The organism is Gemmatimonadota bacterium (assembly GCA_040882465.1).
Lineage (GTDB): Bacteria > Gemmatimonadota > Gemmatimonadetes > Longimicrobiales > Gaopeijiaceae > JBBEBG01.
In genome coordinates, this window is record JBBEBG010000009.1 from 59,879 (window position 1) to 83,016 (window position 23,138).

A 23,138-nucleotide genomic window follows, 5' to 3' on the forward strand; every position below is an offset into this window, starting at 1 on the left:
GCTCCTTAAGGAGCGCCGCGTGCATCTACGAGAAGTGAAGGAGAAAGGTTCCCGACGAAGGTCAGCGCCCTGTCAGGGTCATGAAGCTCTTTTCCACCGCCCGAACGGAAGGGTTGGAGACGCAGGGAGCTTTTCGCCGTATACAAAGGCGCGGAGACCCGCCTTCAGCGACTCCGTCTTCGGGGTCCACCCGCCGTGCGCGATCACGATTCCGGGGACCTCGTCCGTCCGCTCACCGCGCCCCCTGATTCCGGTCCCCAGGTTCTTCTCCATCGCCATCTTCCCCTCCTCCGTGGCCCCAGGTTTCGATCCGTCCTTCAAGGATCTCTCTGGCGGCTGCATCCTGCCGCCATGACCAGTGAGAAGTGCAGCATGTGTGCCACCGGAGTCCAAGCGTATAATCCATTGGCATTTTGTTATTTACAACTTTCACATGGAGTCGCCTTTCTTCTTGTTCGTGTCTGATTGACTACGGAATGTGTGTACCTACGACACACCATCGGCCATGGCGAAGGGGGATGCGTCCGTGGGGAGGTGCCCGGCTCCCAGCTTCTCTCAGGAGGGACGAGTTTCCGGAGTGCGGACGGGGCGGGACCGCCGGAGGAGCTCGATCAGATCTTCGTCGTGCAACTCGTCGAGAGAGGTCGCCACGGTGAGCCCCTCCCTCGGCGCCACTTCGGGCCCTTCCACTCGGTCGAAGTGAACGAGGAGGAGGGGCGCCCCACGGTCGACGCCCGATCCACTGCGCGTCGCGCCGGCTTCGCGCACCGTCCAGCGCTCGGCTTCCGATTCGACGATGCGGGGCGGCGGTTCGGCCGGGACTTCCGGAGGCGGTGCCGGCTCGGCCTGCATGAGGGAGCGGACCGGCGTCGGCCGCGGCGCTTGGCTGGGTTCGCCGGCGGGAAGTGTCACAGGATCACCTCTGGGGAGTCGGGGCCACCCCGAAAGATGAGGGGAAGGGGAAGGGCCTCCAACCCCGATCGTCTCGGCCCCGGGCCCGCCCCGCTCTGGAGATGCCTCGGAGGGGTGGTTACACTTTTTGCGCTTGGGGACCCCACGCCCCCCACCAATCCCTCCCTTCTGCCCCCGAAAGGTCACGACTCGGTCCCGATGACTTCCTCGCTTCGCCCGCTCTTCGAGCCGCGCACTCTGGCGCTGATCGGCGCGAGCCGGACCCCCGGAACCATCGGATGGCAGATTCTCGACAATCTCGTGCGCCACGGTTTTCTGGGGACGGTCTATCCCGTGAATCCGGGTGCCCGCTCCGTGCATTCGTTTCCGGCGTGGCGATCCGTCCGGGAGATCCCGGTCGAGGTGGACCTCGCCATCGTCGTCGTTCCGGGTGAGTCGGTTCTCAAAGTCGTGGACGAGTGCGCGGCCAAGGGAATCACCTCCATCGTCGTAATCTCGGCCGGATTCCGGGAGGAGGGCGCCGAGGGTGCGCGCCGCGAGCGCGAGCTCGTGGATCTCACGCGCCGCTATGAGATGCGGATGGTGGGGCCCAACTGCATGGGGGTTCTGAACACCGACCCGGGCGTCTCCATGAACGCGACCTTCGCGCCGACCATGCCGCCCCCCGGCCCCATCAGCTTCCTCTCGCAGTCCGGCGCGCTCGGGGTCACGATCCTGGACTACGCGGCCGAATACGGAATCGGGATCCGCCAGTTCGTCTCCGTCGGCAACCGCCCGGACGTGAGTGGAAACGACCTTCTGGAGTACTGGGAATCCGATCCCGAGACGAGGGTCATCCTCATGTATCTCGAGACCTTCGGAAACCCCCGTCGGTTCACCCGCATCGCCCGGAGAGTCGCGCGGAAAAAGCCGATCGTGGTCGTGCGACCGGGGCGGCCGGCGGCTCGGGAGGGCCAGCGCGCCCGCTCCCAAACGGCGGCTCTCGCCGGGGCGGACGCCGCCGCCGGTGCCCTCCTCGCCCAGTGCGGCGTGCACCGCGCCTATTCGGTCGAGGAGCTCTTCGACCTCGCCATGGCCTTCGGAGCCCTCGCCCCTCCCCGCGGGAACCGCGTGGGGATCGTGACGAACGCGGGCGGTCCCGGGGCAATCATCGCAGACGGATGCGAGGCCGAGGGGCTCACGGTCGCCGAGCTCGGGCCCGCGAGCCGCCGAGAGATCGCCGCCCTCGTGCGAGGAGAGGGTCAGGTAGAGAATCCGGTTCACATGGGGCCGGCCACCTCCGCCGAGGACTATGGCGTCGCGCTGGACCACGTCCTGGGCGACCCGGGCGTGGACGCGGCGATCGCGGCCTTCGTTCCGCCTCTCGGCGCGCGCCAGGAAAGCCTCGCCCAGAGCGTCGTGCGCGCCGCCCGGAACCACCCGGAGACGCCCGTGCTCGCAGTTCTCATGAGCCGCCACGGGCTGACCGAGAGGCGGGCGGAGCTCCAGGCGGCCGGCATTCCGGTCTACATCTTTCCGGAGTCGGCCGCGCGCGCGCTCGCGGCACTCTGTCGCCACGGGCGATGGCTCGAACGGCCGGTCCAGGCTGCCGCGACCTTCGCGGTGGACGTCCAGGGCATCCAGGTCCTCCTCGACAAGGCTCTCGGGGCGGGGCGGACGGCCCTCCGCGCCTTGGAAACACTCGACGTTCTCGAGGCTTACGGGATCCCGACCCGGAGGCCCATCCCCATCGCCTCGGCCGAGGAGGCCGTGGGGGCCGCGGAAAGGCTGGGTTACCCGGTGGTCCTCAAGGCCTTTTCCCCCCAAATTGGATATGGTGGAGACGCGGATCCCCCCCTTTCTCCGCTCCGGGATCCGGGGAGGGTTCGAGACGAGTATCAGAGGCTGGCGGGGCGCGCGGCGAGCGGGAATGGCGAAGAGGCCGCCGAGCTTTTCATCGCGCCGGTCCCGGCCGGGGGGCGGGAGCTGTTCCTTGGAATGACGACGAACCCGGATTTCGGGCCGGTCCTTTCCTTCGGACTTGGCGGCGTTCATGCCGAAACGCTCCGGGACGTCGCATTCCGCATCCCCCCGGTCACGGAGAGGGACGCCGAGGAAATGATCGGCTCGATCCGAAGCTTCCCCCTCCTGGATGGGTCCCGCGGGGAACCGCGCGTCCGGATTGACGCGATCGTCGAGGCGCTTCAGCGCCTCTCGCAGCTGGTGCAGGATCATCCGTCCATCGCGGAGGTGGATGTGAATCCCCTCCTCGCGACCGCAGAGGGAGTGAGTGTGTTGGACGCCCGAATCGGAATCGCCGCTCCCGCGCCCGAACAATCCGTGAGAAGCGGTGTTTCGGAGCCCTGAGGGCCGCCCATGGGAAAATACGACGATATCTCCGAGTCTCGACTTCGAGCGGATTTGGTGGCCTTTGCCCGGCTCATCCTTCGATTGGATTCAGAGGACGGGGTCCTCACCTCCCCTGCGGACCTCCAGCGCCTGCTCGGAGATCTTCGCCAGAAGCTCTTCGCCTACGAAGTGCGACGAAGCCGGCTGGCCACCGATCCGCCGGGGGAGTTTGAAGGAGCGGAGAGCCGGGGGTCCGCACGAGTTACGGAAGCCGAGGATCCCGTTCTCAAGGAATCGCTGAAGGTCGTGCGCGAGGCGCTCCGCAGGAGCGAGGAGATGGTGCGCGAATGGGATGGAGTCCCACCCGAGGAGGACGACGAGCGTGAGTGACGTCTCCCTCCCCTCCGATCGGGCCGCCGTCTGCGTCCAGCTCCTCCGGCAACAGGATCGGGCACTTCAGCTCCTTCAGCAGGCCCGGATGGAAACCGATGCGCCGGTCACCCGGTCGCTCCTCGCCCGGATCCGTGGTCAGGCGTCGGACGAGGTGGAGGCAGGTTTGAATCAGGCCGCCGACACCCTCGGGACCGCGATCCAGGCCGTGCAGTACTGCCAATCCGAGCTCCGCCGCGAGCTCATCACCGCTCGCGGCAAGCCCTCGTCCGCAGTGCGAGACGAGCTCCCTGCCGCCCTCGCGAGATTCCTCGCCGAGCGGGCGAGCGCCCCTGGCTTCTCCTACGAGACCGCGCACGACCCCGTGCGCGGCTGGGTCGTCCACTGGAAGCAGGTCACGGCGGACGGAACCGTGCGGGGAGCGGGCCACCTCTGCGAGCGCCCCCACGCCTGGTTGGACGAATAACCGGCGGGCACGGCGAAGTGGCGTGACGTGGCGCCATGCGCTCCTACAAGAGGTCGCGTAGGGTGGGGGCTTAGAGTCCCGCGAGGCCGGCAACCGCCGAATGCATGTCCGTTCCAGCGATCAGGGCCAGCGCATCCTGCCCATAGAACATCGCGATCCAACGCGCCTGGGTCTCGGTGACGCGCCGGACAGCCCAGACCAGGTGCACGTAGTTCGGTTCGCCGGGAACGCCGCGGAGCGGCATGTGGGCCTGCCCCGGCGTCTGATTCCCCTTCCGATTGTTGCACGTGGAGCATGCGGTCACGACGTTCGACCAACCGTTTCCCCCTCCTTGCGATACCGGAATCACGTGGTCGCGGGTGAGGAATTGGCGCCCCTTCAACTCCCGCCGGTGGCGGCCGCAATACTGGCAGGAATAGTCGTCGCGGGCGAAGAGAAAGGTGTTCGTCACCTGGCGCCTGAACCGCCGCGGAACATGGACGAAGCGCACCAAGCGGATCACCGCCGGAAAGGGGAGGTCGTCCCTTTCGGAGCGGAATCGGCGCGCTTCGTCCACCTCGAGGACCTCGGCCTTGCGGTCGAGGACGAGGCGGATCGCCCGGCGCGGGGGGACGAGGGTGAGGGGTTCGAACGAAGCGTTCAGCGCGAGGCACCCCATCGAGATCGCTCCCTCCAGCGAAGATGGCGGCGGGGATCCCGTGGGCACGGACCCGCCGCTCGCATAATACCCCGCGGACCGTCCGGCGGTTGCGAGAAAGCTACCCGGGTGAACATTCCCGGTCCAGCCGGCCGGCCGGGCCCCCGTGCGATTCAGAGGAGGGCCACAGGGTCCCGGTCCACCACGAGGCGCACGTCACCGGCCGGGAGGGCGAACTCATCCTGGACGGCGCGCAGCAGGGTCGTCACTCCCCCGGCCAGGCGGCCCCGCAGGAAGAAGTGCCAGCGCCACCGGCCGTGAAGCCGCTCGATGGGAGAGGGGGCCGGGCCGACCAGTTCGAGACCTCGCCCCTCCGGCCCCTTCATCCGTTCCCGGAGCCAGCCTACGACCCGCTCGGCGGCGTCGGCGGCGAGAGCCCGATCGGGTGAGCTTACTACGACGTTCACCAGCCGGACGTGGGGTGGATAAGGTGGGCTTCTCCGCTCTTCGAGCTCCCGCCTGACGAATCCCACCACGTCGTGCGCGAGGGCGGTCTGGATGACGTAGTGCTCGGGAAGCGACGTCTGGATGACGACTTGTCCTCCAAGGTCCCCGCGCCCCGCCCGTCCGGCGACCTGGCTGAGGAGCTGGAAGGACCGTTCGCTGGCTCGGAAGTCCGGAAGGTGGATCCCGACATCGGCATTCACGACTCCGACCAGGGTGACCCGGGGGAAGTCGAGGCCCTTCGCGATCATCTGGGTGCCGAGGAGGATGTCCACCTCGTGGCGCTCGACCCGCCCAAGGATCTCGTGGTGCGACCAACGTCCCGAGGTCGTATCCACGTCCATCCGTGCGATCCGCGCTGCTGGAAAGGTCATCGCCACCGCCCGCTCCACCCGCTCCGTCCCGGCCCCCTGGAGCGACACCTCCTGGCTTCCACAGGAGCGGCACCTTTCGGGCGGGGCCTCTTCGTGGCGGCAGTGATGGCAGAGGAGCCGCTTTCGCGCGCGATGGTAGGTGAGGGAGACAGAGCAGTTTGGACACTCCTGAACCTCTCCGCACGCGCGGCACTGCACGAAAGAAGCAAACCCTCTTCGGTTCAGGAGAAGGATCGTCTGCTCTTCGCGGGCAAGCCTTTCCCGCACCGCCGCGACGAGCCTGGGCGAGAGAATCCCCTCCCCCCCGTCCGATCCCGCCGCCGCGGGACGGACCCTTCTCAGATCTACGATCTCGACCGGGGGAAGACGGCGCCCCCCGATCCGATCGGGGAGGGAGAGAAGCCGAAACTTCCCCGTTTCGGCGTTTCGCCAGCTCTCGAGTGAGGGAGTCGCGCTGCCGAGGATGCAGAGGGCTCCCGCCAGTCGAGCGCGCACGACGGCCACGTCGCGCGCCTGATAACGTGGTGCCTCGGACTGCTTGTACGAGGTGTCGTGCTCCTCGTCCACGACGATCGCACCGAGGTTGGGTACGGGCGCGAATAGCGCGGAGCGGGCGCCCACCACGACCCGCTTCGCCCCGGCGCGGATCTGCCGCCACTGATCGAACCGCTCTCCGGCCGAAAGCGCCGAGTGGAGCACCGCCACTTCGCTCCCGAACCATCCCCTGAATCGCGCCACCGCTTGGGGAGTGAGCGCGATCTCGGGGACGAGGACGATCGCGGACTTACCGCGGCGTCCCACGATTTCTTCGAGGATCCGCCCGTACACGAGGGTCTTCCCCGACCCGGTCACTCCGTGCAGGAGGAAGGGTGCGGGCCTTCGGGTGTCGGCTGCCCCGACGATTTCGGTGACCGCGGCGGACTGGGCCGGAGTGGGATCGTGCGTGGGAACCGGGGGAATGTCGCCGTCGTGGAAGGGGTCGCGCATGACCTCGACCTCCTCTACCGCAACGAGGCCCTTGTCTTCGAGAGCCGAGACGACCGAGCGCGAGAACCCCTCGTCGTCGAGGACGACCCCGAGCTCGCAGGCGCCCCCGGACGCCTCCAGAAGCTCGTAACACGCCCGTTGACGCCCCGCCCGTCCGAATCGCTCGTCCCTCTCGGCGAGGTCTGGGATCCAGTGCTTGAGCCGCATGACCTTGCGCGTCCGGATCGGCGGATCCGGCGGCGGGAGGGTCTCGTGCTCGAGGAGCCCTTCCCCGGTCAATCTGCGGAGCGCGGGCCAGACGGCCCGCTTCGCGAGCGCATGCCGGAGTGCTCCCACCCGCGCTTCCCCGCCCCGCCGTCCGACCGCCTCGAGCAGCTCGCGCGCCGACGCCGGAAGTCCGCCCTCCTTTTCCGAGACTTCGAGACGATGCCGGCCGGCCGGGGTGAGGCGAACGACCTCGCGTGCCCCATCGGAGAGGACAGAGGGAAGGAAAGAGCGGAGTGTGATCCCGAGCGGCGCCACGTAGTAGTCCGCCACCCAGCGCGCCAGCGCGAAAAGCTCCGGGGGAACGGAAGGAACGCGCTCCAGGACATCCCGTACCGGCCGGATACCGGAGATTCCCTCCGGGTCCCCTTCGCCCGCTATCCAGCCGACCTTTTCCGACTGCTGGAACGGAACGAGAACCCGGGTCCCGGGGGGGGGAACCGGCCCTTCGAGACGGTAGGTGAAGGTGCGGTGGAGCGGGAGGGGGAGAGCCACCTCCACGTGGCTCGTCATGGGGTCGAGGGGGTCTCCCGCTTTCCCGCGAGCCCGAGCGTCACCGCTCCCCGCTCTGGAGGAAGAGAGGAAGGTCCACGGTCTCCGCGTGTGGTGCCCCGGCCTCCGCCGGCTCACCGTCGTTGGCTCCCGCCGTTTTCCACCCGGTGATCAGGTCAAGTCCGAGGACCCGCTCGCGCGTGAGAAGGCGGTGAACCTCCCGTTCGCGCGCGAGCGCCGCCTGGACGCCGCGCCACCCCCACCGACGCCAGGCGCGGCGGAGGATCCCGATCTTTTCACCCAGGGTGAACATCTCCGCGAAATCGGGGAAGGGCTTCGTGAGATGCGAGCGGAAAGCGGTGTCCTCGTCCGACCACGCCTCGGTATGAAGGCGCTCCACACCGGCGGCTCGAAGGATCTTCTTCAACTCGACGAGCATGAGGGGGCGCGCTCCGAGGTGCCGGGTGAGAACGGTCTGGCGACGCGGGTCCACCGGCGCCTGCCAGACGAGCTGGACGAGGACGATCCGCCCGCCGGGCTTGGTTACGCGCACGAGCTCGGTCACGGCCGTCTCGGGATCCGCGCTCGCCGTGAGGCCGATCTCCCCCACGGCCACGTCGAAGACCCCGTCCCGGTAAGGGAGATCCTCCATCGAGCCGCGTTGGAAGTGAAGGCGTTCGCCGAGCCCCTTGGCCTTCGCGCGCGCCACGGCGGCCTCGACGAGCTCGGGATCTTCGTCCACCCCTTCTCCCTGGGCCCCGAACTCCTCCACGAAGTAGGTGAGCGTCGTCCCCTGCCCGCATGCCGCAACGAGGAGCTCGTTCCCCTGGGAGAGCTCGGTGAGGAGGGCGATCTGGTGGTAGAGCTCCTTCCCTCCGGGCGGAAAGAGGGTCCGGCGGCTGAGCCGGACCAGGTCCAGCATAGACGGGATGGCGCCCGCGGCGAGCGGCCTCGCGTACGACGCGTTCATGACGGAGGCGTCGCCTTCAGAACGACGGATCCTCGTTGAGCTCGATCTCGCGAATTGCCGAGCGGAGCCGCTCCTCTTCGTCCTGCGAGATACGGGCTGCATGCCCTGAGGATGAGGCCGGACCCCCATCCCGCCGCGGGGGCCCGAAGCGCCGGAGGGCCGTGACCACGACCACCGCGCCGACGACCAGCCCGATCGGGGGGAGGAGCCAGGCCCAGAGCCCCCAGCCGCTCCCTTGGGGGACGGCTCGATACCGTTCGCCATGGTTCGCCAGCATCCACTCGACGAGCTCTTCTGAAGTCCAACCCTGGTATGCCAACGCCTGGATCGAGTCCCGAAGCGCAACGGACTGGGCGGCGGTGCAGACCTCGAGCATGAATCCCGGGCAAAACGGAGAGTAGAGCCGGGAAATCGCCTCGGTCGCCTCGGGATGCGGCCGAAACGCCTCACCCTCCATCCCCTCGGGGATCTGGCCGGCCAGGAAGGCCGGCCCCGAAAGGACGAGAACCAGGACTGCGAGAAGGAACGCGCGCATCGGGAGGCTCCCGGATCAAAATGCGGATCGGGATGAGGCGATAAGTTGAAAGATGAGGGGTTTGGAGGGCGGGCTCAAGTCGAACGATGCGGAAATGGCGCCCCTGCTGGTGTTTCTTTTACTCAGGCACGCCCCGCCAGGGCGGTGAGCGTGCCCACTGCGGCCATTCCCGTACGAACGGGCTCGTACCCCCCCTCCAGGAGGGCGAGGACCCTTCCGGCGCAGCCCCGCCCGGCCCATCCCATCACGGATCGTGCGAAGGCATGGAAGTCCTCCGGCTCCAGGAGGAGCCCGCCGAGCGGGTCGCCGGCCAGGGCGTCGAACCCGGCCGAGATCAGGATGAAGTCCGGTGTGAAGCTCCGCTCCGCTTCCTGGAGCGCACCGGCGAACGCCTCTGCGTAAACTTCTCGGCTCGTTCCGGCGCCGATCGGCACGTTCAATGTCGTCCCCCTCCCCCTTCCGGCACCGCGCTCATCCTCTCCCCCCGTCCCCGGATAAAAGGGCCACTGGTGGAGCGAGAGGTAAAAAACCGAGGGATCCTCGTAGAAGATGTCCTGGGTCCCATTCCCATGGTGGACGTCCCAGTCCACGATCGCGACGCGCTCCGCCGCGCCACTCGCCTGGAGGTGGCGCGCCACGACCGCGACATGGTTCACTGGACAGAACCCCATCGCGCGTTCCGCGGAGGCATGGTGCCCCGGCGGACGCGTCGCCACGAAGGCGTTCCGCAACCGGCCGGCCGCAATCCGCTCGGACGCCTCGAGGGCGCACCCCGCGCTGCCGAGGATCGCCTCCCATGAGGCTCCGGAAAGTGGCACCTCTTCTCCCGCGAGGACCGGGTTCCCCGTCTCCCCAGCGCGTGCCGAGGCCTCATGCACCCGCTCCAGATGCACAGGCGGATGTACGCGGGAAAGCTCCTCCAGCGTCGCGAGGCGCCCCTCGAGCTGTTCGACCCGGCCATGCAGGAGAGGAAGGGCGCGCCCGACCGCGTCGGCGAGTGCGGGGAGACGACCCTGGTGCTCCGGATGGCCCCACCCAGGATCGTGGAGCGCGGCCGCGGCAGGAATGAAAAGTCCAGTCGCCCGATCAGTCATCGCGCCTCCGTCCTGGCCGCGCACGCCTTCGTGTCAGGCGCGCGAGGCGGCCTGGGTCCGCCGGGCCTCCGCGGCCAGAGCGTTCCACTCCTGGAGGGACCGGACGCGCAGCGGCTCGGAGCGGAGCGCCACGATCGCGTCGCAGGCGGCGCTCGTCGCCGACATCGTCGTCAGGTAGGGGACTTTGTAGGTGATCGCCGCGCGGCGCATCGCGTAGTCGTCGTACTGCGACTTTTTCCCGAGCGGGGTGTTGATGAGGAGATCCACTTCGCCGCTCACCATCGCATCCACGATGTTCGGGCGTCCTTCCCCCACCTTGAAGATGAATTCCGCCGGGATCCCCTGATTCGTCAGGTATTCGTAGGTCCCGCCCGTCGCGAGAAGGGTGAAGCCGAGCTCGTGAAAGCGCCGGAGGAGGGGAGAGACCGTCGCCTTGTCGCGGTCGTTCACCGTCACGACGAGCGTGCCCCCATCCTTGGGAAGGACGTTCATCGCACCGGCCTGGGCTTTCGCGTACGCCATCCCCAGCGTGTCGTCGAAACCCATCACCTCTCCGGTGGAGCGCATCTCGGGTCCGAGAAGGATGTCCACATCGAAGCGATTAAAGGGGAGGACCGCCTCCTTTACCGCTATTCCCGGGACGCGGGGCTCGGGAGGAACGTCCAGATCCTTCAGCTTCTCACCCGCCATGATTCGAGCCGCAAGACGGGCAAGTGGCACCCCCGTCGCCTTGCTCACGAAAGGAACCGTCCGCGAAGCCCGCGGATTCACCTCGAGGACGTAGACTTTCCCGTCGCGGATCGCGTACTGGACGTTCAGGAGGCCGACGACGCCCAGCTCGAGCGCGAAGGCCCGCGTCAGCTCGCGGATCCGGTCGAGTTCCTCCGGGCCGAGCTTGTAGGGAGGAAGAACACAGGCGGAGTCCCCCGAGTGCACCCCCGCATCCTCGATGTGCTGCATGATCCCGCCGATCACGACGTCCTCACCGTCGGAGAGGGCGTCCACGTCGGCTTCGAAGGCGTCTTCGATGAAGCGGTCGATCAGGACGGGATGATCGGGCGAGGCCTTCACCGCGCGTTCGAAGTAGTCCTTCATCGTGGCGTCGTCGTACACGATCTCCATCCCGCGTCCGCCGAGCACGTACGAGGGACGCACGAGGACCGGGTATCCGACGTCGGCTCCGACCTTCAGCGCTTCCTCGATCGTGACGGCCGTCCCGTTCGGGGGCACGAGGGCGCCGATCTTCTGGCAGACGCGCTCGAATCGCTCCCGGTCCTCCGCGCGATCGATCGCGTCCACCGAAGTCCCCAGGATCCGCACCCCGGCCTTCTCGAGGCGTTCGGCGAGGTTCAGCGGCGTCTGCCCGCCGAGCTGAACGATTACCCCAAGCGGTTGTTCGCGATGGATGATCTCGAGGACGTCTTCCAGGGTGAGCGGCTCGAAGTAGAGGCGGTCGGAGACATCGAAGTCGGTCGAAACCGTTTCCGGGTTCGAGTTCACCATCACCGTCTCGAATCCGGCCTCCCGCAGCGCGAGAACGGCCTGGACGCAGCAATAGTCGAACTCGATTCCCTGTCCGATCCGGTTGGGTCCACTCCCGAGGATGACGATCTTTGCGCGATCCGAAGGGCGGACCTCGTCCTCGGTCTCGTAGGACGAGTAATAGTAGGGCGTCTCGGCCGGAAACTCTCCGCCGCAGGTGTCCACCACGTTGAAGGTCGGACGGATTCCCCACTCGTGGCGGCGAGCGCGCACGTCCCCTTCCTTCTCGCCCCGGAGGCGCCCGAGCTGTGCGTCGGAGAATCCGTTCCGCTTCATGCGAAGGGTCGCTTCCCGCGTGACGTCGGGGAGTGTCCGGTACCACCGCTCGAGCTCCACCAACTCGAGGAGCTGGTCCAGGAACCAGGGATCGATCCCGGTCGCCTCCAGGATCTCCTCGAGGGAGGCGGGGACGGGCTCGTCCTCGTCTCCGAGGTCGCCTCGGTCCACCAACGCGTCCAGCGCGCGCTTCAGCTGGAAGGGCCGATCCGCGGTGGGGCGCCGGAGCGCCGCGAGGAGAGCCCGGCGATCATCGGCGACGAGCCCGTCGTCCTGGAGCGTCGCACCGGAGACCCAGCCGATGCGTCCGATCTCGAGGCCGCGAAGCCCCTTCTGCCAGGCGGCCTTGAAGGTCCGACCGATCGCCATCGTCTCGCCCACGGCCTTCATCTGCACCCCGAGGACGGGATTCACTTCGCGGAACTTCTCGAACGCGAAACGCGGGAATTTCGCGACGACGTAGTCGAGGGTGGGCTCGAAGGAAGCCGGCGTCGTCTTCGTGATGTCGTTCGGGAGCTCGTGCAGGCGAAATCCTACGGCGAGCTTCGCTCCGATCCGGGCGATCGGAAATCCCGTCGCCTTGGACGCGAGCGCCGAGGAGCGGGACACCCGTGGATTCATCTCGATGACGAGGAGCTCCCCGGTCTCGGGACTCACCGCGAACTGGATGTTGCAGCCCCCCGCCTCGACCCCGATCTCGCGTATGATCGCGATCGCCGCATCCCGCATCCGCTGGTATTCGACGTCGCTGAGCGTCTGCACCGGTGCCACGGTGATCGAGTCCCCGGTGTGGACTCCCATCGGATCGAAGTTTTCGATCGAGCAGACGACGATCACGTTGTCGTCCCCGTCGCGGACGACCTCCAGCTCGTATTCCTTCCAACCGATGACCGAGCGGTCGATCAGGACTTCGCCGATCGGCGAGGCGTCGAGGCCCCGGCGAAGGAGTGTCTCGAACTCCTCGCGGTTGTAGGCGATTCCACCTCCCGTTCCCCCGAGGGTGAAGGAAGGCCGGATGATCGCGGGATAACCGCTCTCATCCACGATCCGCAGTCCGTCTTCCATGGAACGCGCGAAGCCGCCCGTGGTCACGGCCAGCCCGATCCGGCTCATCGCTTCCGCGAATTCCTCGCGGTCCTCGGCCATGCGAATGGAGCGCTCGTTCGCTCCGATCAGCTCGACGCCGAATTTCTCGAGGATCCCGCGCTCGTGGAGCTGCATCGCGAGATTGAGCGCCGTCTGCCCTCCCATCGTCGGGAGGAGGGCGTCGGGGCGCTCGCGCTCGATGACCTGGGTGACCCAGTCCACCTCGAGTGGCTCGATGTATGTTCGGTCCGCCAGATCCGGATCCGTCATGATCGTGGCGGGATTCGAGTTCACCAGGACGACCCGGTACCCCTCTTCCTTGAGCGCGCGAACCGCCTGGGTCCCCGAATAATCGAACTCGCAAGCCTGTCCGATCACGATCGGGCCGGAGCCGAGGATCAGGATCGTGTGCAGGTCGTCACGTCGAGGCACGCGAGGTCAACCGGGATGTGAGCGGAAAAGGCGGGAGCGGGACGAGCTCGGCTCGGGTGTGGCGGCGATAAGCTCGTCCGTATGGGGAGTGAAATCAAGGCGAGCGCCGGGGAGGCAATCCCCCGCCGTCTGCGTCTGGTTGTGTGAGGCCACTCCGTCTTCGTATCCTGTCACTTCCCAGGAAGTCGGGCCCATCCACGCCGCGCTCCGGAGCTCCGGAGGCAGGGGACCGATCCAGACTGAAGAGGAGAGAGAGAGAAGCGATGAATCGTCGATTCGAAACCTTCGCCGTGGCGATTGCCGCGGCCCTGTTGTTGGCCCCCGCGGCCGTGAGCGCGCAGCAACAGCAGCAGCCCATGGGATTTTTCATCACGAGCGTCGGGCTCGGGGACGGCGCGAACCTCGGCGGCCTGGCCGGGGCGGATGCCCACTGCCAGGCGCTCGCGCAGGCGGCCGGCGCAGGGAACCGCACCTGGCGCGCCTACCTGAGCGCGGCGGCGGCAGGGGGCCAGCCCCCCGTGAACGCGCGCGATCGGATCGGAAGCGGACCCTGGTTCAATGCGTCCGGACAGCGCATCGCCTGGGACGTCGCGGACCTTCACGGCGACTACCAGCGCGACTCGAACAACATCCGAAAGCCGGCTGCGCTGAACGAGCGGGGCGAGCAGGTGAACGGCGTGGGGGACCAGCCGAACCAGCACGACATCCTCACGGGCTCCGACTCGCACGGCCGGCTCCTCCTCGGCGCCGCGGCCGTCACGACCTGCAACAACTGGACGAGTAACGCCCCCGAAGGGCGGGCCATGCTCGGGCACCACGACCGCCTCGGCGGAGCGAACGCCTCGTGGAACGCGGTGCATGCGAGCAACGGATGTGGGCAGGAAAACTTGGTGGCGACCGGCGGGGCGGGGCTCTTTTACTGCTTCGCGGCGGACTGACCGGACCGGGCGATGCCGGCCGCGGCGGCGCAACCGCAGGGGCCGGTGATGTTCGGACCTCCGGAACGGGTCCGGGAGTCAGTCTCCCTTCTCGGATTCCTTCCGGAGGGCGGTCCTGAGGGCAAAGGCGAACCCTCCCCAGACGATTGAAACGATCACGATCATCGTGACCCAGGTGGCGACGGTCATGCGAGGGCCCTCATTGCGAACGGAAGACGCGCACGTGATATCCCTCCGCAGGCGTGAGCGGTAGGTTCGCCTGGGTCGTGAGGTTGAGCAAAGTGGCCGTGGGCCTCGCATCCGCCTCGATCGTGAATTGGAGCGAAGTGGGTTCCCCGGTGTGAATCAGAAGGACGCGCAACCCTCCCTCCTCGCCCGGCGGTGTGTTTTGCCAGATCATTTCTCCCCCCCCTGCGGTGGCCGCGCCCATCCCCGGGGCGCCGAGGAAAACGAGCGCGCCGCCGAGAGGGGCGACGTCCGCGTCCCACTCGACAGCGACGGTGTACCGCCCGCTCCCGTCCGAATCAGAGTCGCAGGCGCCCGCGCCCGAGGCCACGAGGGCCGCAATCCCCAAACGCGCGAATCCGACGCGCGCCCGCCGCAGGCGAGCCAGACCGACCCGACCTCGGCCGCCCGGCCCGGCGCTGCGTTCGAGAGCACCTTCTGGGCGTTGCGTGCCCCGCATCATGGATCGAGCCTCCGCCGGGAACTCCAGGGGCTCACGATGATCCGGGAGGGCGACGCCGAGACGCCGGCGCTCTCCGGAGCTCCCGGATTCGCTTGGAGGTAGGCGCGGATGTCTCCTAAGTCGGCGAAGCCGCCGTTCTGGTTTCCTTGCGCGTCGAGGTAGATCCGGAGCGGGAGGGAGAGTGTGTTCGGCAATCCGAGAAACTCGGCGACGAGCTCGTCCCGAGCGATGACCGGTGGGACGACCTCGAGGGCGACCACGACGTGCGTCTCCTGATTCGGGCTGCTCGCGGCGCCGAGGACGAAATCGAAGCTCCCGGTCTCGAACGTCAACCCCTGGAGGCGACCGGTGCTCGGTTGGAAGGTGAGCCCCGCCGGAAGCGATCCCCCGACGAGCCGCCAGGTGAGAGACTCCGCCGGAGCACCGGCGATTTCGAAGGAGAGGTTTTCGTCCTTGACGGCCTCGACCTCGGCGTCCACATAGAGCGTATCCCAACCGAACTGGGTGTCCACTCGGAAGCGGACGTCGTGAGGCTCGGCGCCGAGAAGCTCGATCTCGCTCAGCGCGATTCCCATTGCACGCCCCTCGTGCGTGACGGCACGGGGCACGGTGCCGATGTGAAACTCCGGATTGCGAACGCAGGGGAGGGAGGGGTTCAGGTGGTCGTCCCGAATGCATCCAGGGAAAGGATCGCCTTCGTCTCCGCGCCCGCCGCTCGCGAGGGCGAGGTGGTTTTTCCCGTCCGCCTGCCGGAGCCAAACACCGAATCGGGACGGGACCGCGTTGACCGCGTTTTGCGGCCAGCGAGGATCCACCATTTCGGGATCGATATGCCAGACGAGGAGCCCCGGCTCGAGAAGATGGACGTCGGAGCCGATCCGCTGGCGGTTTTCGAGAAGGAGATACTCGCGAGATCCGTCCGAAGCCGGAATCTTGAGGACGCGCCCCGCCATTTCGACGGGCGCCAGCGTCTCGACCCGGTCCTCTCCTGGACCGATTTCCTCGACGTCCACCCACCCGAGCGCGGCCTTGCTCCATGCGCCCATGTGGCAGGGTCGCTCCGCGTCGTTCACCCGCCCGCACCCCCAGGCCCCGGTTCCCATCAGATCCCAGATTCCCGAACCCGAGATCTGGCCGTTCGCGGCGCCGGTGCTGTAGAGATCGGGGAGGCCGAGAGCGTGCCCGAGCTCGTGGGCGAAAACGCCGATGCGATTGATCAGAAGCCCCGGGGAGGAAGGCTCCGGCGAGGTGCAGTCCAGAACCGCCTGGATCGTGTAATCGTTGATGCGGATGAAGCCTCCCCCTTCGTACGGGGTCCTGGTGACAAAGCCCTGGCCCAGGCGATTCGAGGTGGCGCCCGTGAGGCTCCACCGATGGGACCAGATGTGAAGCCCGTCCGCGCCGAGGCACTCGCCACCCCGGTACGGGTGCATGACGGTGATGAAGTCCACGTACCCATCTCCGTCCATGTCGAACTGACTCCAGTCGATCGAGCCGTCGTCGAGCTCTTCCAGGATCGCTTCGATGAAAGAACCGACGCCCACGCCGGGCGTGAGGCTGGGGGAGAGGCCGTTGGCGTTCTGCGTCACGGCCTGCCGCGTCAACCCGGTCTGCACCCAGGGGAAAGTGGTTCCCTTGAACTGGAGGAGCCCGCGCGACATCTCGGAGTAGAGCTGCGGGATCGTCTGGACGCGGGAGTTGGGCCCGTCGAAGAATTCCTGCTGGATCTGGGCGGGCGGAAAAGGACCTATCTGGGGTCCGTCTGAGAAGAGGCCGAGGATCAGGGGGAACCGGAACTCTCCGACGACCGGATCGTCGCGGGGACCGATCGCCAGCCCGATGACCCCGCCCGGCGCCCCCGGCCCGAATTGCCGCAAGTTGGACGAAGTTCGAAGCCGTTCCAGGCGGGCCGGTCCCTCCTGTGAAAACCGGAAGGCGCTGGGGTCCCTCTGGATCAACTCATAGTAGGCGTCGGGGGGACGGGTCCCGTAATACTCGCCGAGAAGCTCGATGTCTTGCCCAGCCAGCGGGAGCCCACCGGCGAGAAAAAGCGGCCCCAGGAGGACGAGGCCGAACCGGGAACGGGGAAGGGGCATGCTCATTCTTACCTTACATCTTCCCCACGGATCCCGAGGTCCGCCGCCCGGGCCCGCAAGCCGTCGATGACGTTCTGGATGTGGGTCGCCCGGTCCACTCCGATCAGCTCCACTCCCCGTTCCACCTCCTCCCGGTCCACACCCGCCGCGAAGGCCTTGTCCTTGAGCTTCTTGGTGACGGACTTCGGGGTCAGGTCGTCAATTCCGTTCGGCCGCACAAGACAACACGCCACCACGAGGCCGGACAACTCGTCGCAGGCCCGGAGGACGCGGTCGAGCTCGGTCTCGGGCCCGACGCCGGTGAAGTCGGAGCGGTGCGCCAGGATCGCGTGGAGTACTTCCTCCGGAAATCCGAGGCCGCGGAGCTTCTCAACGGCCTTCAGGGGATGATCGTCGGGATGCCTCTCCCAGTCGAGGTCGTGGAGGAGCCCCGCCAATCCCCAAAGCTCTTCATCCGCGCCTCTCTGGCGCGCGTAGTGGCGGACGGCCGCTTCGACGGCGCGCATATGGGTTCGGAGGCCGGGATTCCCGACCCACTCGTCCAGGAGGGCCAGGGCGTCGTTTCGGTCGGGCATCGCCACTCCTGGGGATGATTCCCATTTCCCACCGGGAATCGGACTTCTCAGACACGGGACGACGGGCAATCCGGCGCCAACGCACAGATGTCACACCGCGGACGGCGCGCCACACACACCGCCCTCCCGTGAAAGATGAATAGATGCGGGAGAAGGGTCCACCGGTCCCGAGGGAAAATCTCGACGAGGTCGCGCTCGATCTTGACCGGGTCGGAGTGGGGTGAGAGCTCGAGGCGATTCGACAGGCGCCGCACGTGGGTGTCCACGACGATTCCCTCGTCCACGCCGAACGCGTTGCCCAGGATGACGTTGGCAGTTTTCCGCCCGATCCCAGGAAGAGAGGAGAGTTCCTCCATCGTGCGCGGGATCTCTCCGTCGTGGCGCGCCACGACCTCCCGCGCCATCCCGATGAGGTTTTTCGCCTTGTTCCGGAAAAATCCGGTCGAGCGGATTATCCCCTCCAGATCGTCCTGGCCCGCTCGGGAGAGCGCACGCGCGTCGGGAAAACGCGCGAAGAGCGCCGGAGTGACCTGATTGACCCTCGCGTCCGTGCACTGTGCGGAGAGGATCGTGGCGACAGCGAGTTGGTAGGGGTCCCGGTGCGCGAGGGCGCAAGCGGCGTCCGGATACGCGTCCGCCAGGAGCTCGAAAATTCGACTCGCACGTTCCTTTCGAGCCGCCTTCCCCTCCCTTCCCTTTCTCCTACCCATCGCGGCGGTCACGCGTCCAATTGGGGGAGGGGTTCGGGCGGACGCTCGTCCCCGGAAGCACCGATACGCCGGAAGGAGAGGAGGCTCGGCCGCGCTCCCTCGGCCGCGGGCCCGCCTCCGTTCGGCTTGGGCGCACGCTCGACCTCTCCCATCGCACCTGGATCGGCGGCGAGGGTGGAGAAGACCCGCGCCGCGAGGGTCAGGACCTCACCCAGGGTGACCACCGAATACAGCCGGTCCAGCTCTCCCCCGGGGAGCGTCGTCTCGAAGTCGCTTCCTTGCTCCCGCGTCCCTCCGCCCACCCAGTTCGCCGCCTCTCCCAGGGGAAGTGGAGGAAGCTCGACGACGGAGATCCCGGGCCGGTCCCCCCGGATTCCGAGCGCCACCATGAGGGCGAGGGTGTCCGCCGACCCACGGGCCCAGAAGAGCCCGTCCAGGGGCTCCGCCGGCCCCTCCGACGGAAGAGAGCGCGACCAGAAGAGATGGAGGGGGAGCTGCAGGTATCCGGCCTCCGTGGGAAGGCTCCCGTCCCACCGGAGGGATGGAGAGGGGTGCTCCACGAGCTCGCGCGCGGTCTTTGTTCCGAGGAGGTAGAGCGGCTCCCCCGCGCGGTGGAAGTGGAAAGCATGAAAGAGAAATGCACCAAAACGCTCGATCACCTCTCCTCCCCGCTCCTCCCCCTGGATCGCGCGGATCGCACGGCCCACCTCGCCGAGCTGGAAAAAGGCCCCGGGGTCGGATGGGTCCACTCCCCGAACCTCGGCCTCCTCCCGAATCGCGGCAAAGGTCTTGTCCGCGAAGTCCCGCCCTGGAATGCCCACTTCGTACGGGGTCATCCGGGCCCAGAGATCACGCCGGTTCACGACTTCCCTCCGCCCTTCCGGCGTTCCCCGGGCCCACCCGCGTCGGGGACGTCTCGCGGCGGGCCCGGCGGTGCGTCTCCGGCTCGACGCGGCGGCCCTCCCCCCCCGCTCCCCGGCCGGCCATCGTCGGCTCCGGGGGAGCCGGGCGCCTCCCCTACACGTGTGGCGATTGCTTCGGACTCGAGGAGCTCCGGAGACGATTTTTTCCAGAGATGCCGAAGCTGCTCGAAGAAGGGGACCTCGCGAACCAGGACGATCTGGAGCCACCCGCCGCCGGTCTCGACCGCCTCCACGAAGATATAGTGGAGGTCGCCGAGCGCCTCCGGGCGGGGAATCGTCCACCGCCCTCCGTCCCAATCGAACTCGATCACCTCGGCCTTCTGAAACGCTTCCTCCCGCCACCGCTCTTCGACGTAGACGTCGTATTCAACCCGGAAGACTCTCGCGCTGAGCGGAATCCCGCGCTGGTAGTACCAGGGGTCGAAGTCGAGTCCCTTCTCCCGCTTATAGCTTTCCTCGAGAGCGTAGTCCACTCCGTCGAGAGCGTCGTCGTCCGCGAGGAATTCGAGGTGATGCCGGAGCTCATGCGTGATCGTCTCCCAGAGCTCCTCGCGCCAGGGGAAGTCCGGATCGCCTTTCGCGATCTTTCGGAAGGAACCGTAATAGAGGGCGAGGATCGAGCGAGTCGTTTCCGGTCCACCGTAATCCGACGGGTAGGGTTCGGTGAAGCACATCCCCATCGTGTAGTAGTCGTCGTGGTCCGGGTGCGCCTCCGCGGCGCGCTTCACGACGATTCCGTCAATCCCCTCTTTGTACTCGGCGGGGATCTCATCCCACATCCGATGGGCCTCGGCCTCGAATTCTTCGAAGGTCACACCCGCGTCCGCCTTGCCAGTGCTCCGTTGAAGGCGATCAGGACCACGAGGACGATCCCCCACTGCACGAGAACGGTTCCGATGTTTTCGACGGCGAAGGGATTCCAGTTGCCGGCGAAGTCCGCACCGCGCACCTGCCAGAGCCACCAGACGATGAGCACGATCGCCTGCACGGCCACGAGCCGGATAGCCCAATCCCACCAGGCTCCGATGTGGACGTCGGAGTTCTCCGTGTTGATGAACTTCGCGCGCCACTCGGTCACGCCGTAACGAAGTACGGCGACGGCGAAGAAGAATCCGGAAAGCATGAGGCCCACGCCCCACACGAAGTCCTGGTTTCCGAAGAATCCATTCGAGAGAGCGGAAGGAATCCCGAGGAGGACGCCCGCAATCCCCACGATCGCGATCGCTCTCCGCCGCTCGATCCCGAGATCTACGAGAACACGGGAGGCCAACTCGATCATCGCGATGAGCGAGGTCCAGGCTGCGAAAACGAGGGCGAGGAAAAAGAGGGCGAGGAAAAATCGCCCGAAAGGAATCGTCGCGAAGAGCTGCGGGACCCAGATGAAGGTGAGCCCGGTGTTCCCCGCCCCCACGATCTCGTCGGCGGCACCCGGCATCGCGGAGAAGACGGTGCAGAGGACCATGATCCCCGCGAGGAGCGAGACCGCGTTGTTCCCGAATCCGATGACGAAGGCGTTCAGCGCCGTGTCCTCGCGGCTCCGCATGTAAATCGCGTAACAGAGGACGAGTCCCCATCCGGCGCCCGTGTCCCAGGCATTCTGCGTGAGCGCCTGGAGCCAGATATCGGGTGTCGCCAGGCGGGACCAGTCGGGCGTGAAGAGGAAGGCCAGCCCCGCGGACGCCCCTGGAAGGGTGATCGCTCGGATGGCAAGGACGACCAGGAGGATCAGGAGAGAGGGGATCAGGATGCGCGCGGCCTTCTCGATCCCGCGAACCCCTTTCGAGACGACGAAGACACCGATCCCCATCGCGATCGCGTGTGTGACGAGCGCTGCGGGACTCCCCGCGTACGTCTCCCAGAGCGCGCCGGGGGGGTCGGAGGGAACCTCGCCGAACACCGCAGCTGCGAGAAATCGGAGCGTCCATCCCATCACGACCGAGTAGTAGAACATGATCGCGGTCGCGGTCCAGGCAATCCACGCGCCCATCCATCCGAACTTCGGACCGAGCGTCTTCACGAAGGCCCCGATCGGGCCCGAACGGGTCCCCTTCCCAAGGCCGAACTCGAGAATGAGGAGGGGAACGGACCAGAGGAGGAGGAAGACGATCCACGCCACGAGGAACGATCCCCCGCCCTGGGTTGCCGCGATGCGGGGGAAACGCCAGACATTCCCCGTTCCGACCGCCATCCCCATCATGGCGAGAAGCATTCCCCACCGGGTCGTGAAGACGGACGAGGGGGATCGCGCACCCGACGCGCCACCGGATCCCGACCCCGCCCCGCTGAGGCCGCCTCCGACCCCTCCGCCCACTCCCCCGGCGCTCACGGTCCTATGCCCTCTGCCGGTCGCGGCTCGCCGGAGGTCGAGGGCGGCGGCATCCGGGGAAGCCCGCCGGGGTGCCCTGCGCTCCGCCGCCCCGGCCCCTCACCCGCTCAGCCTCTCCGTGATCCACTCGCGGACCTTCGAGCCATCCACGCGCACCTGCTCGAGCGAATCCCGGTCGCGAATCGTAACCGACCCATCCGCGCTCGTTTGTCCGTCCACGGTCACGCACCAGGGGGTCCCCGCCTCGTCCTGGCGGCGGTAGCGGCGCCCGATAGAACCCGACTCGTCGTAGAAGGCGGGGATCGCCGCGGCGCGGAGCTCCTTCACGATTCCATGCGCGATTTCGGGGAGCCCGTCCTTTTTCACTAGGGGAAAGACGGCCGCTTTCACCGGGGCCATGCGAGGGGAGAATCCGAGTACGACGCGCGTCTCCCCTTCCACCTCATCCTCGCGGTACGCGTCGCAGAGGAGCATGAGGACCGTCCGATCCACCCCCACTGCGGTTTCGACGACGTAGGGAACGAATCGCTTTCCCTCACCCGAATCGATGTATTCCAATCGCTTCCCCGAATACTGCTCGTGGCGGCCCAGGTCGAAGTCGGTGCGGTTGTGCACCCCTTCCAGCTCCTTCCAACCGAAGGGAAACTGATACTGGATGTCCACCGCTTTTTTCGCGTAGTGTGCGAGCTCGTCGGGGCCGTGTTCATGCAGGCGCAGATTCTCCGGCTTCACGCCGAGGGACTTGTGCCAGTCCTGCCGCTCCACGAGCCACTTCTCGAACCACTCCTCGTCAGTGCCGGGCTCGACGAAGAACTGCATTTCCGCCTGCTCGAACTCGCGCGTCCGGAAGATGAAGTTCCCCGGAGTGATCTCGTTCCGAAACGCCTTTCCAATTTGCGCGATCCCGAAGGGGACCTTCTGGCGCGCCGCCGTCTGGACATTCAGGAAGTTCACGTAGGAGCCCTGCGCCGTCTCGGGCCGGAGATAAACCACGGAGGAATCCGACTCCACCGGTCCCATGAAGGTCTTGAACATCAGGTTGAAGAGGCGCGCCTCGCTGAGCTGGCACTGTGCGTCTTTCCCCGGGCCGACCGAAGGCTTGTTCCCACACTCACTCGACTCCAGCTGGTCCTCGCGAAACCGTTTCTTGCAGACCTTGCACTCCACGAGAGGGTCGGTAAACCCTTCGACATGGCCGGAGGCCTCCCAGACCCTGGGGTGCATGAGGATCGCGGCGTCGAGGCCTTCGACGTCCTCGCGCTGGAGGACCATTCGGCTCCACCAGGCCTCTTTCACGTTGCGCTTGAGCTCGATCCCGAGCGGGCCGTAGTCCCACACGGAGCCCGTTCCGCCATAGATTTCAGAAGATTGGAAGACGAACCCGCGGCGCTTGGCGAGCGACACGAGCTTTTCCATCACATCGAGATCCGCCATCTGAGTGCTTCGAGCTCCTGGGGTCTGAACGAATGCGGGTCCCGGGAGCGACGAGGTCCGGGACCCGGGGGAAGTCTGGCAGGTCGCGCGACCTGCCCATGGGAGGTAATCATAGAGAGGGGGCGAAACCCGAGCAACCGGCCGGGGAGGATCGCACCA

At 67.1% G+C, this 23,138-nt stretch carries 21 protein-coding genes; 4 read left to right on the top strand and 17 right to left on the bottom strand.

Annotated features, from left to right (window positions below; all coding sequences use genetic code 11):
- Positions 1-78 precede the first annotated feature (78 nt).
- Positions 79-279 carry a hypothetical protein gene (locus WEG36_03230; protein MEX1256612.1) on the bottom strand — a complete coding sequence of 67 codons (201 nt, stop codon included), beginning with the start codon at positions 277-279 and terminating at the stop codon, positions 79-81.
- 276 nt (positions 280-555) lie between these two features.
- Positions 556-912, bottom strand: coding sequence for a hypothetical protein (locus WEG36_03235; GenBank protein ID MEX1256613.1), 357 nt, complete (start codon positions 910-912; stop codon positions 556-558).
- Between the two features lie 198 nt (positions 913-1,110).
- Here WEG36_03235 and WEG36_03240 point away from each other — a divergent pair, with 198 nt between their 5' ends.
- From WEG36_03240 to WEG36_03250, 3 genes are read left to right on the top strand one after another with little or no spacing between them, the layout of a single operon-like run.
- Entirely contained in the window at positions 1,111-3,258 is a 2,148-nt protein-coding gene (locus tag WEG36_03240; protein ID MEX1256614.1) for an acetate--CoA ligase family protein, read from the top strand.
- Between the two features lie 9 nt (positions 3,259-3,267).
- On the top strand, positions 3,268-3,630 hold the full coding sequence (locus WEG36_03245) for a hypothetical protein (protein ID MEX1256615.1): 363 nt from the start codon (positions 3,268-3,270) through the stop codon (positions 3,628-3,630).
- Positions 3,623-4,096: a hypothetical protein gene (locus WEG36_03250; protein ID MEX1256616.1), complete on the top strand. Its 474-nt coding sequence runs from the start codon at positions 3,623-3,625 to the stop codon at positions 4,094-4,096. Before WEG36_03245 ends, WEG36_03250 begins: the two co-directional genes overlap by 8 nt.
- A 70-nt stretch (positions 4,097-4,166) precedes the next feature.
- Here WEG36_03250 and WEG36_03255 read toward each other — a convergent pair whose 3' ends face one another.
- From WEG36_03255 to carB, 6 genes are all read right to left on the bottom strand, one after another.
- Positions 4,167-4,802, bottom strand: coding sequence for an HNH endonuclease (locus WEG36_03255; GenBank protein MEX1256617.1), 636 nt, complete (start codon positions 4,800-4,802; stop codon positions 4,167-4,169).
- A gap of 104 nt (positions 4,803-4,906) precedes the next feature.
- Positions 4,907-7,375, bottom strand: a complete 2,469-nt coding sequence (gene priA, locus WEG36_03260; GenBank protein ID MEX1256618.1) for a primosomal protein N' — start codon at positions 7,373-7,375, stop codon at positions 4,907-4,909.
- Positions 7,376-7,415: 40 nt separating this feature from the next.
- Positions 7,416-8,324 (bottom strand): methyltransferase domain-containing protein, encoded by a 909-nt coding sequence (locus WEG36_03265; protein ID MEX1256619.1) that lies wholly within the window; start codon positions 8,322-8,324, stop codon positions 7,416-7,418.
- Between the two features lie 16 nt (positions 8,325-8,340).
- The gene (locus WEG36_03270; protein MEX1256620.1) at positions 8,341-8,859 is read right to left on the bottom strand and encodes a cytochrome c-type biogenesis protein CcmH; all 519 of its coding nucleotides are present in this window, start codon (positions 8,857-8,859) and stop codon (positions 8,341-8,343) included.
- Positions 8,860-8,981: 122 nt separating this feature from the next.
- Positions 8,982-9,953, bottom strand: a complete 972-nt coding sequence (locus tag WEG36_03275; GenBank protein MEX1256621.1) for a histone deacetylase — start codon at positions 9,951-9,953, stop codon at positions 8,982-8,984.
- 33 nt (positions 9,954-9,986) lie between these two features.
- Positions 9,987-13,289, bottom strand: a complete 3,303-nt coding sequence (gene carB, locus WEG36_03280) for a carbamoyl-phosphate synthase large subunit (GenBank protein ID MEX1256622.1) — start codon at positions 13,287-13,289, stop codon at positions 9,987-9,989.
- Positions 13,290-13,552: 263 nt separating this feature from the next.
- Between carB and WEG36_03285 the strand changes: the two genes are divergently transcribed.
- Positions 13,553-14,227 (top strand): lectin, encoded by a 675-nt coding sequence (locus WEG36_03285; GenBank protein MEX1256623.1) that lies wholly within the window; start codon positions 13,553-13,555, stop codon positions 14,225-14,227.
- A 78-nt stretch (positions 14,228-14,305) separates the two neighbouring features.
- Here WEG36_03285 and WEG36_03290 read toward each other — a convergent pair whose 3' ends face one another.
- From WEG36_03290 to WEG36_03330, 9 genes are all read right to left on the bottom strand, one after another.
- On the bottom strand, positions 14,306-14,416 hold the full coding sequence (locus WEG36_03290; GenBank protein ID MEX1256624.1) for a MetS family NSS transporter small subunit: 111 nt from the start codon (positions 14,414-14,416) through the stop codon (positions 14,306-14,308).
- Between the two features lie 10 nt (positions 14,417-14,426).
- A complete protein-coding gene (locus tag WEG36_03295; protein ID MEX1256625.1) occupies positions 14,427-14,915 on the bottom strand; it encodes a hypothetical protein in 489 nt (162 codons plus the stop codon).
- A complete protein-coding gene (locus WEG36_03300) occupies positions 14,912-17,011 on the bottom strand; it encodes a M6 family metalloprotease domain-containing protein (GenBank protein ID MEX1256626.1) in 2,100 nt (699 codons plus the stop codon). Before WEG36_03300 ends, WEG36_03295 begins: the two co-directional genes overlap by 4 nt.
- Positions 17,012-17,019: 8 nt before the next feature.
- On the bottom strand, positions 17,020-17,586 hold the full coding sequence (locus WEG36_03305) for an HD domain-containing protein (GenBank protein MEX1256627.1): 567 nt from the start codon (positions 17,584-17,586) through the stop codon (positions 17,020-17,022).
- Positions 17,587-17,633: 47 nt separating this feature from the next.
- Positions 17,634-18,296 carry an endonuclease III gene (gene nth / locus WEG36_03310; protein MEX1256628.1) on the bottom strand — a complete coding sequence of 221 codons (663 nt, stop codon included), beginning with the start codon at positions 18,294-18,296 and terminating at the stop codon, positions 17,634-17,636.
- An 8-nt stretch (positions 18,297-18,304) separates the two neighbouring features.
- Entirely contained in the window at positions 18,305-19,159 is an 855-nt protein-coding gene (locus WEG36_03315) for a hypothetical protein (protein ID MEX1256629.1), read from the bottom strand.
- Positions 19,156-20,034 (bottom strand): hypothetical protein, encoded by an 879-nt coding sequence (locus WEG36_03320; GenBank protein ID MEX1256630.1) that lies wholly within the window; start codon positions 20,032-20,034, stop codon positions 19,156-19,158. Before WEG36_03320 ends, WEG36_03315 begins: the two co-directional genes overlap by 4 nt.
- The gene (locus tag WEG36_03325) at positions 20,031-21,545 is read right to left on the bottom strand and encodes a sodium-dependent transporter (GenBank protein MEX1256631.1); all 1,515 of its coding nucleotides are present in this window, start codon (positions 21,543-21,545) and stop codon (positions 20,031-20,033) included. Before WEG36_03325 ends, WEG36_03320 begins: the two co-directional genes overlap by 4 nt.
- Positions 21,546-21,644: 99 nt before the next feature.
- Positions 21,645-22,979: a glycine--tRNA ligase gene (locus WEG36_03330; GenBank protein MEX1256632.1), complete on the bottom strand. Its 1,335-nt coding sequence runs from the start codon at positions 22,977-22,979 to the stop codon at positions 21,645-21,647.
- Positions 22,980-23,138 lie beyond the last annotated feature (159 nt).

Bases quoted from the DNA above. Each gene is read 5' to 3' on its own strand.
- WEG36_03265 (MEX1256619.1), bottom strand. From the start codon at position 8,324: ATGAACGCGTCGTACGCGAGGCCGCTCGCCGCGGGCGCCATCCCGTCT.
- WEG36_03285 (MEX1256623.1), top strand. From the start codon at position 13,553: ATGAATCGTCGATTCGAAACCTTCGCCGTGGCGATTGCCGCGGCCCTG.
- WEG36_03275 (MEX1256621.1), bottom strand. From the start codon at position 9,953: ATGACTGATCGGGCGACTGGACTTTTCATTCCTGCCGCGGCCGCGCTC.
- WEG36_03305 (MEX1256627.1), bottom strand. From the start codon at position 17,586: ATGCCCGACCGAAACGACGCCCTGGCCCTCCTGGACGAGTGGGTCGGG.
- WEG36_03245 (MEX1256615.1), top strand. From the start codon at position 3,268: ATGGGAAAATACGACGATATCTCCGAGTCTCGACTTCGAGCGGATTTG.
- WEG36_03290 (MEX1256624.1), bottom strand. From the start codon at position 14,416: ATGACCGTCGCCACCTGGGTCACGATGATCGTGATCGTTTCAATCGTC.
- WEG36_03270 (MEX1256620.1), bottom strand. From the start codon at position 8,859: ATGCGCGCGTTCCTTCTCGCAGTCCTGGTTCTCGTCCTTTCGGGGCCG.
- nth (MEX1256628.1), bottom strand. From the start codon at position 18,296: ATGGGTAGGAGAAAGGGAAGGGAGGGGAAGGCGGCTCGAAAGGAACGT.
- WEG36_03230 (MEX1256612.1), bottom strand. From the start codon at position 279: ATGGCGATGGAGAAGAACCTGGGGACCGGAATCAGGGGGCGCGGTGAG.
- WEG36_03300 (MEX1256626.1), bottom strand. From the start codon at position 17,011: ATGCCCCTTCCCCGTTCCCGGTTCGGCCTCGTCCTCCTGGGGCCGCTT.
- WEG36_03330 (MEX1256632.1), bottom strand. From the start codon at position 22,979: ATGGCGGATCTCGATGTGATGGAAAAGCTCGTGTCGCTCGCCAAGCGC.
- priA (MEX1256618.1), bottom strand. From the start codon at position 7,375: ATGACGAGCCACGTGGAGGTGGCTCTCCCCCTCCCGCTCCACCGCACC.
- WEG36_03240 (MEX1256614.1), top strand. From the start codon at position 1,111: ATGACTTCCTCGCTTCGCCCGCTCTTCGAGCCGCGCACTCTGGCGCTG.
- WEG36_03295 (MEX1256625.1), bottom strand. From the start codon at position 14,915: ATGATGCGGGGCACGCAACGCCCAGAAGGTGCTCTCGAACGCAGCGCC.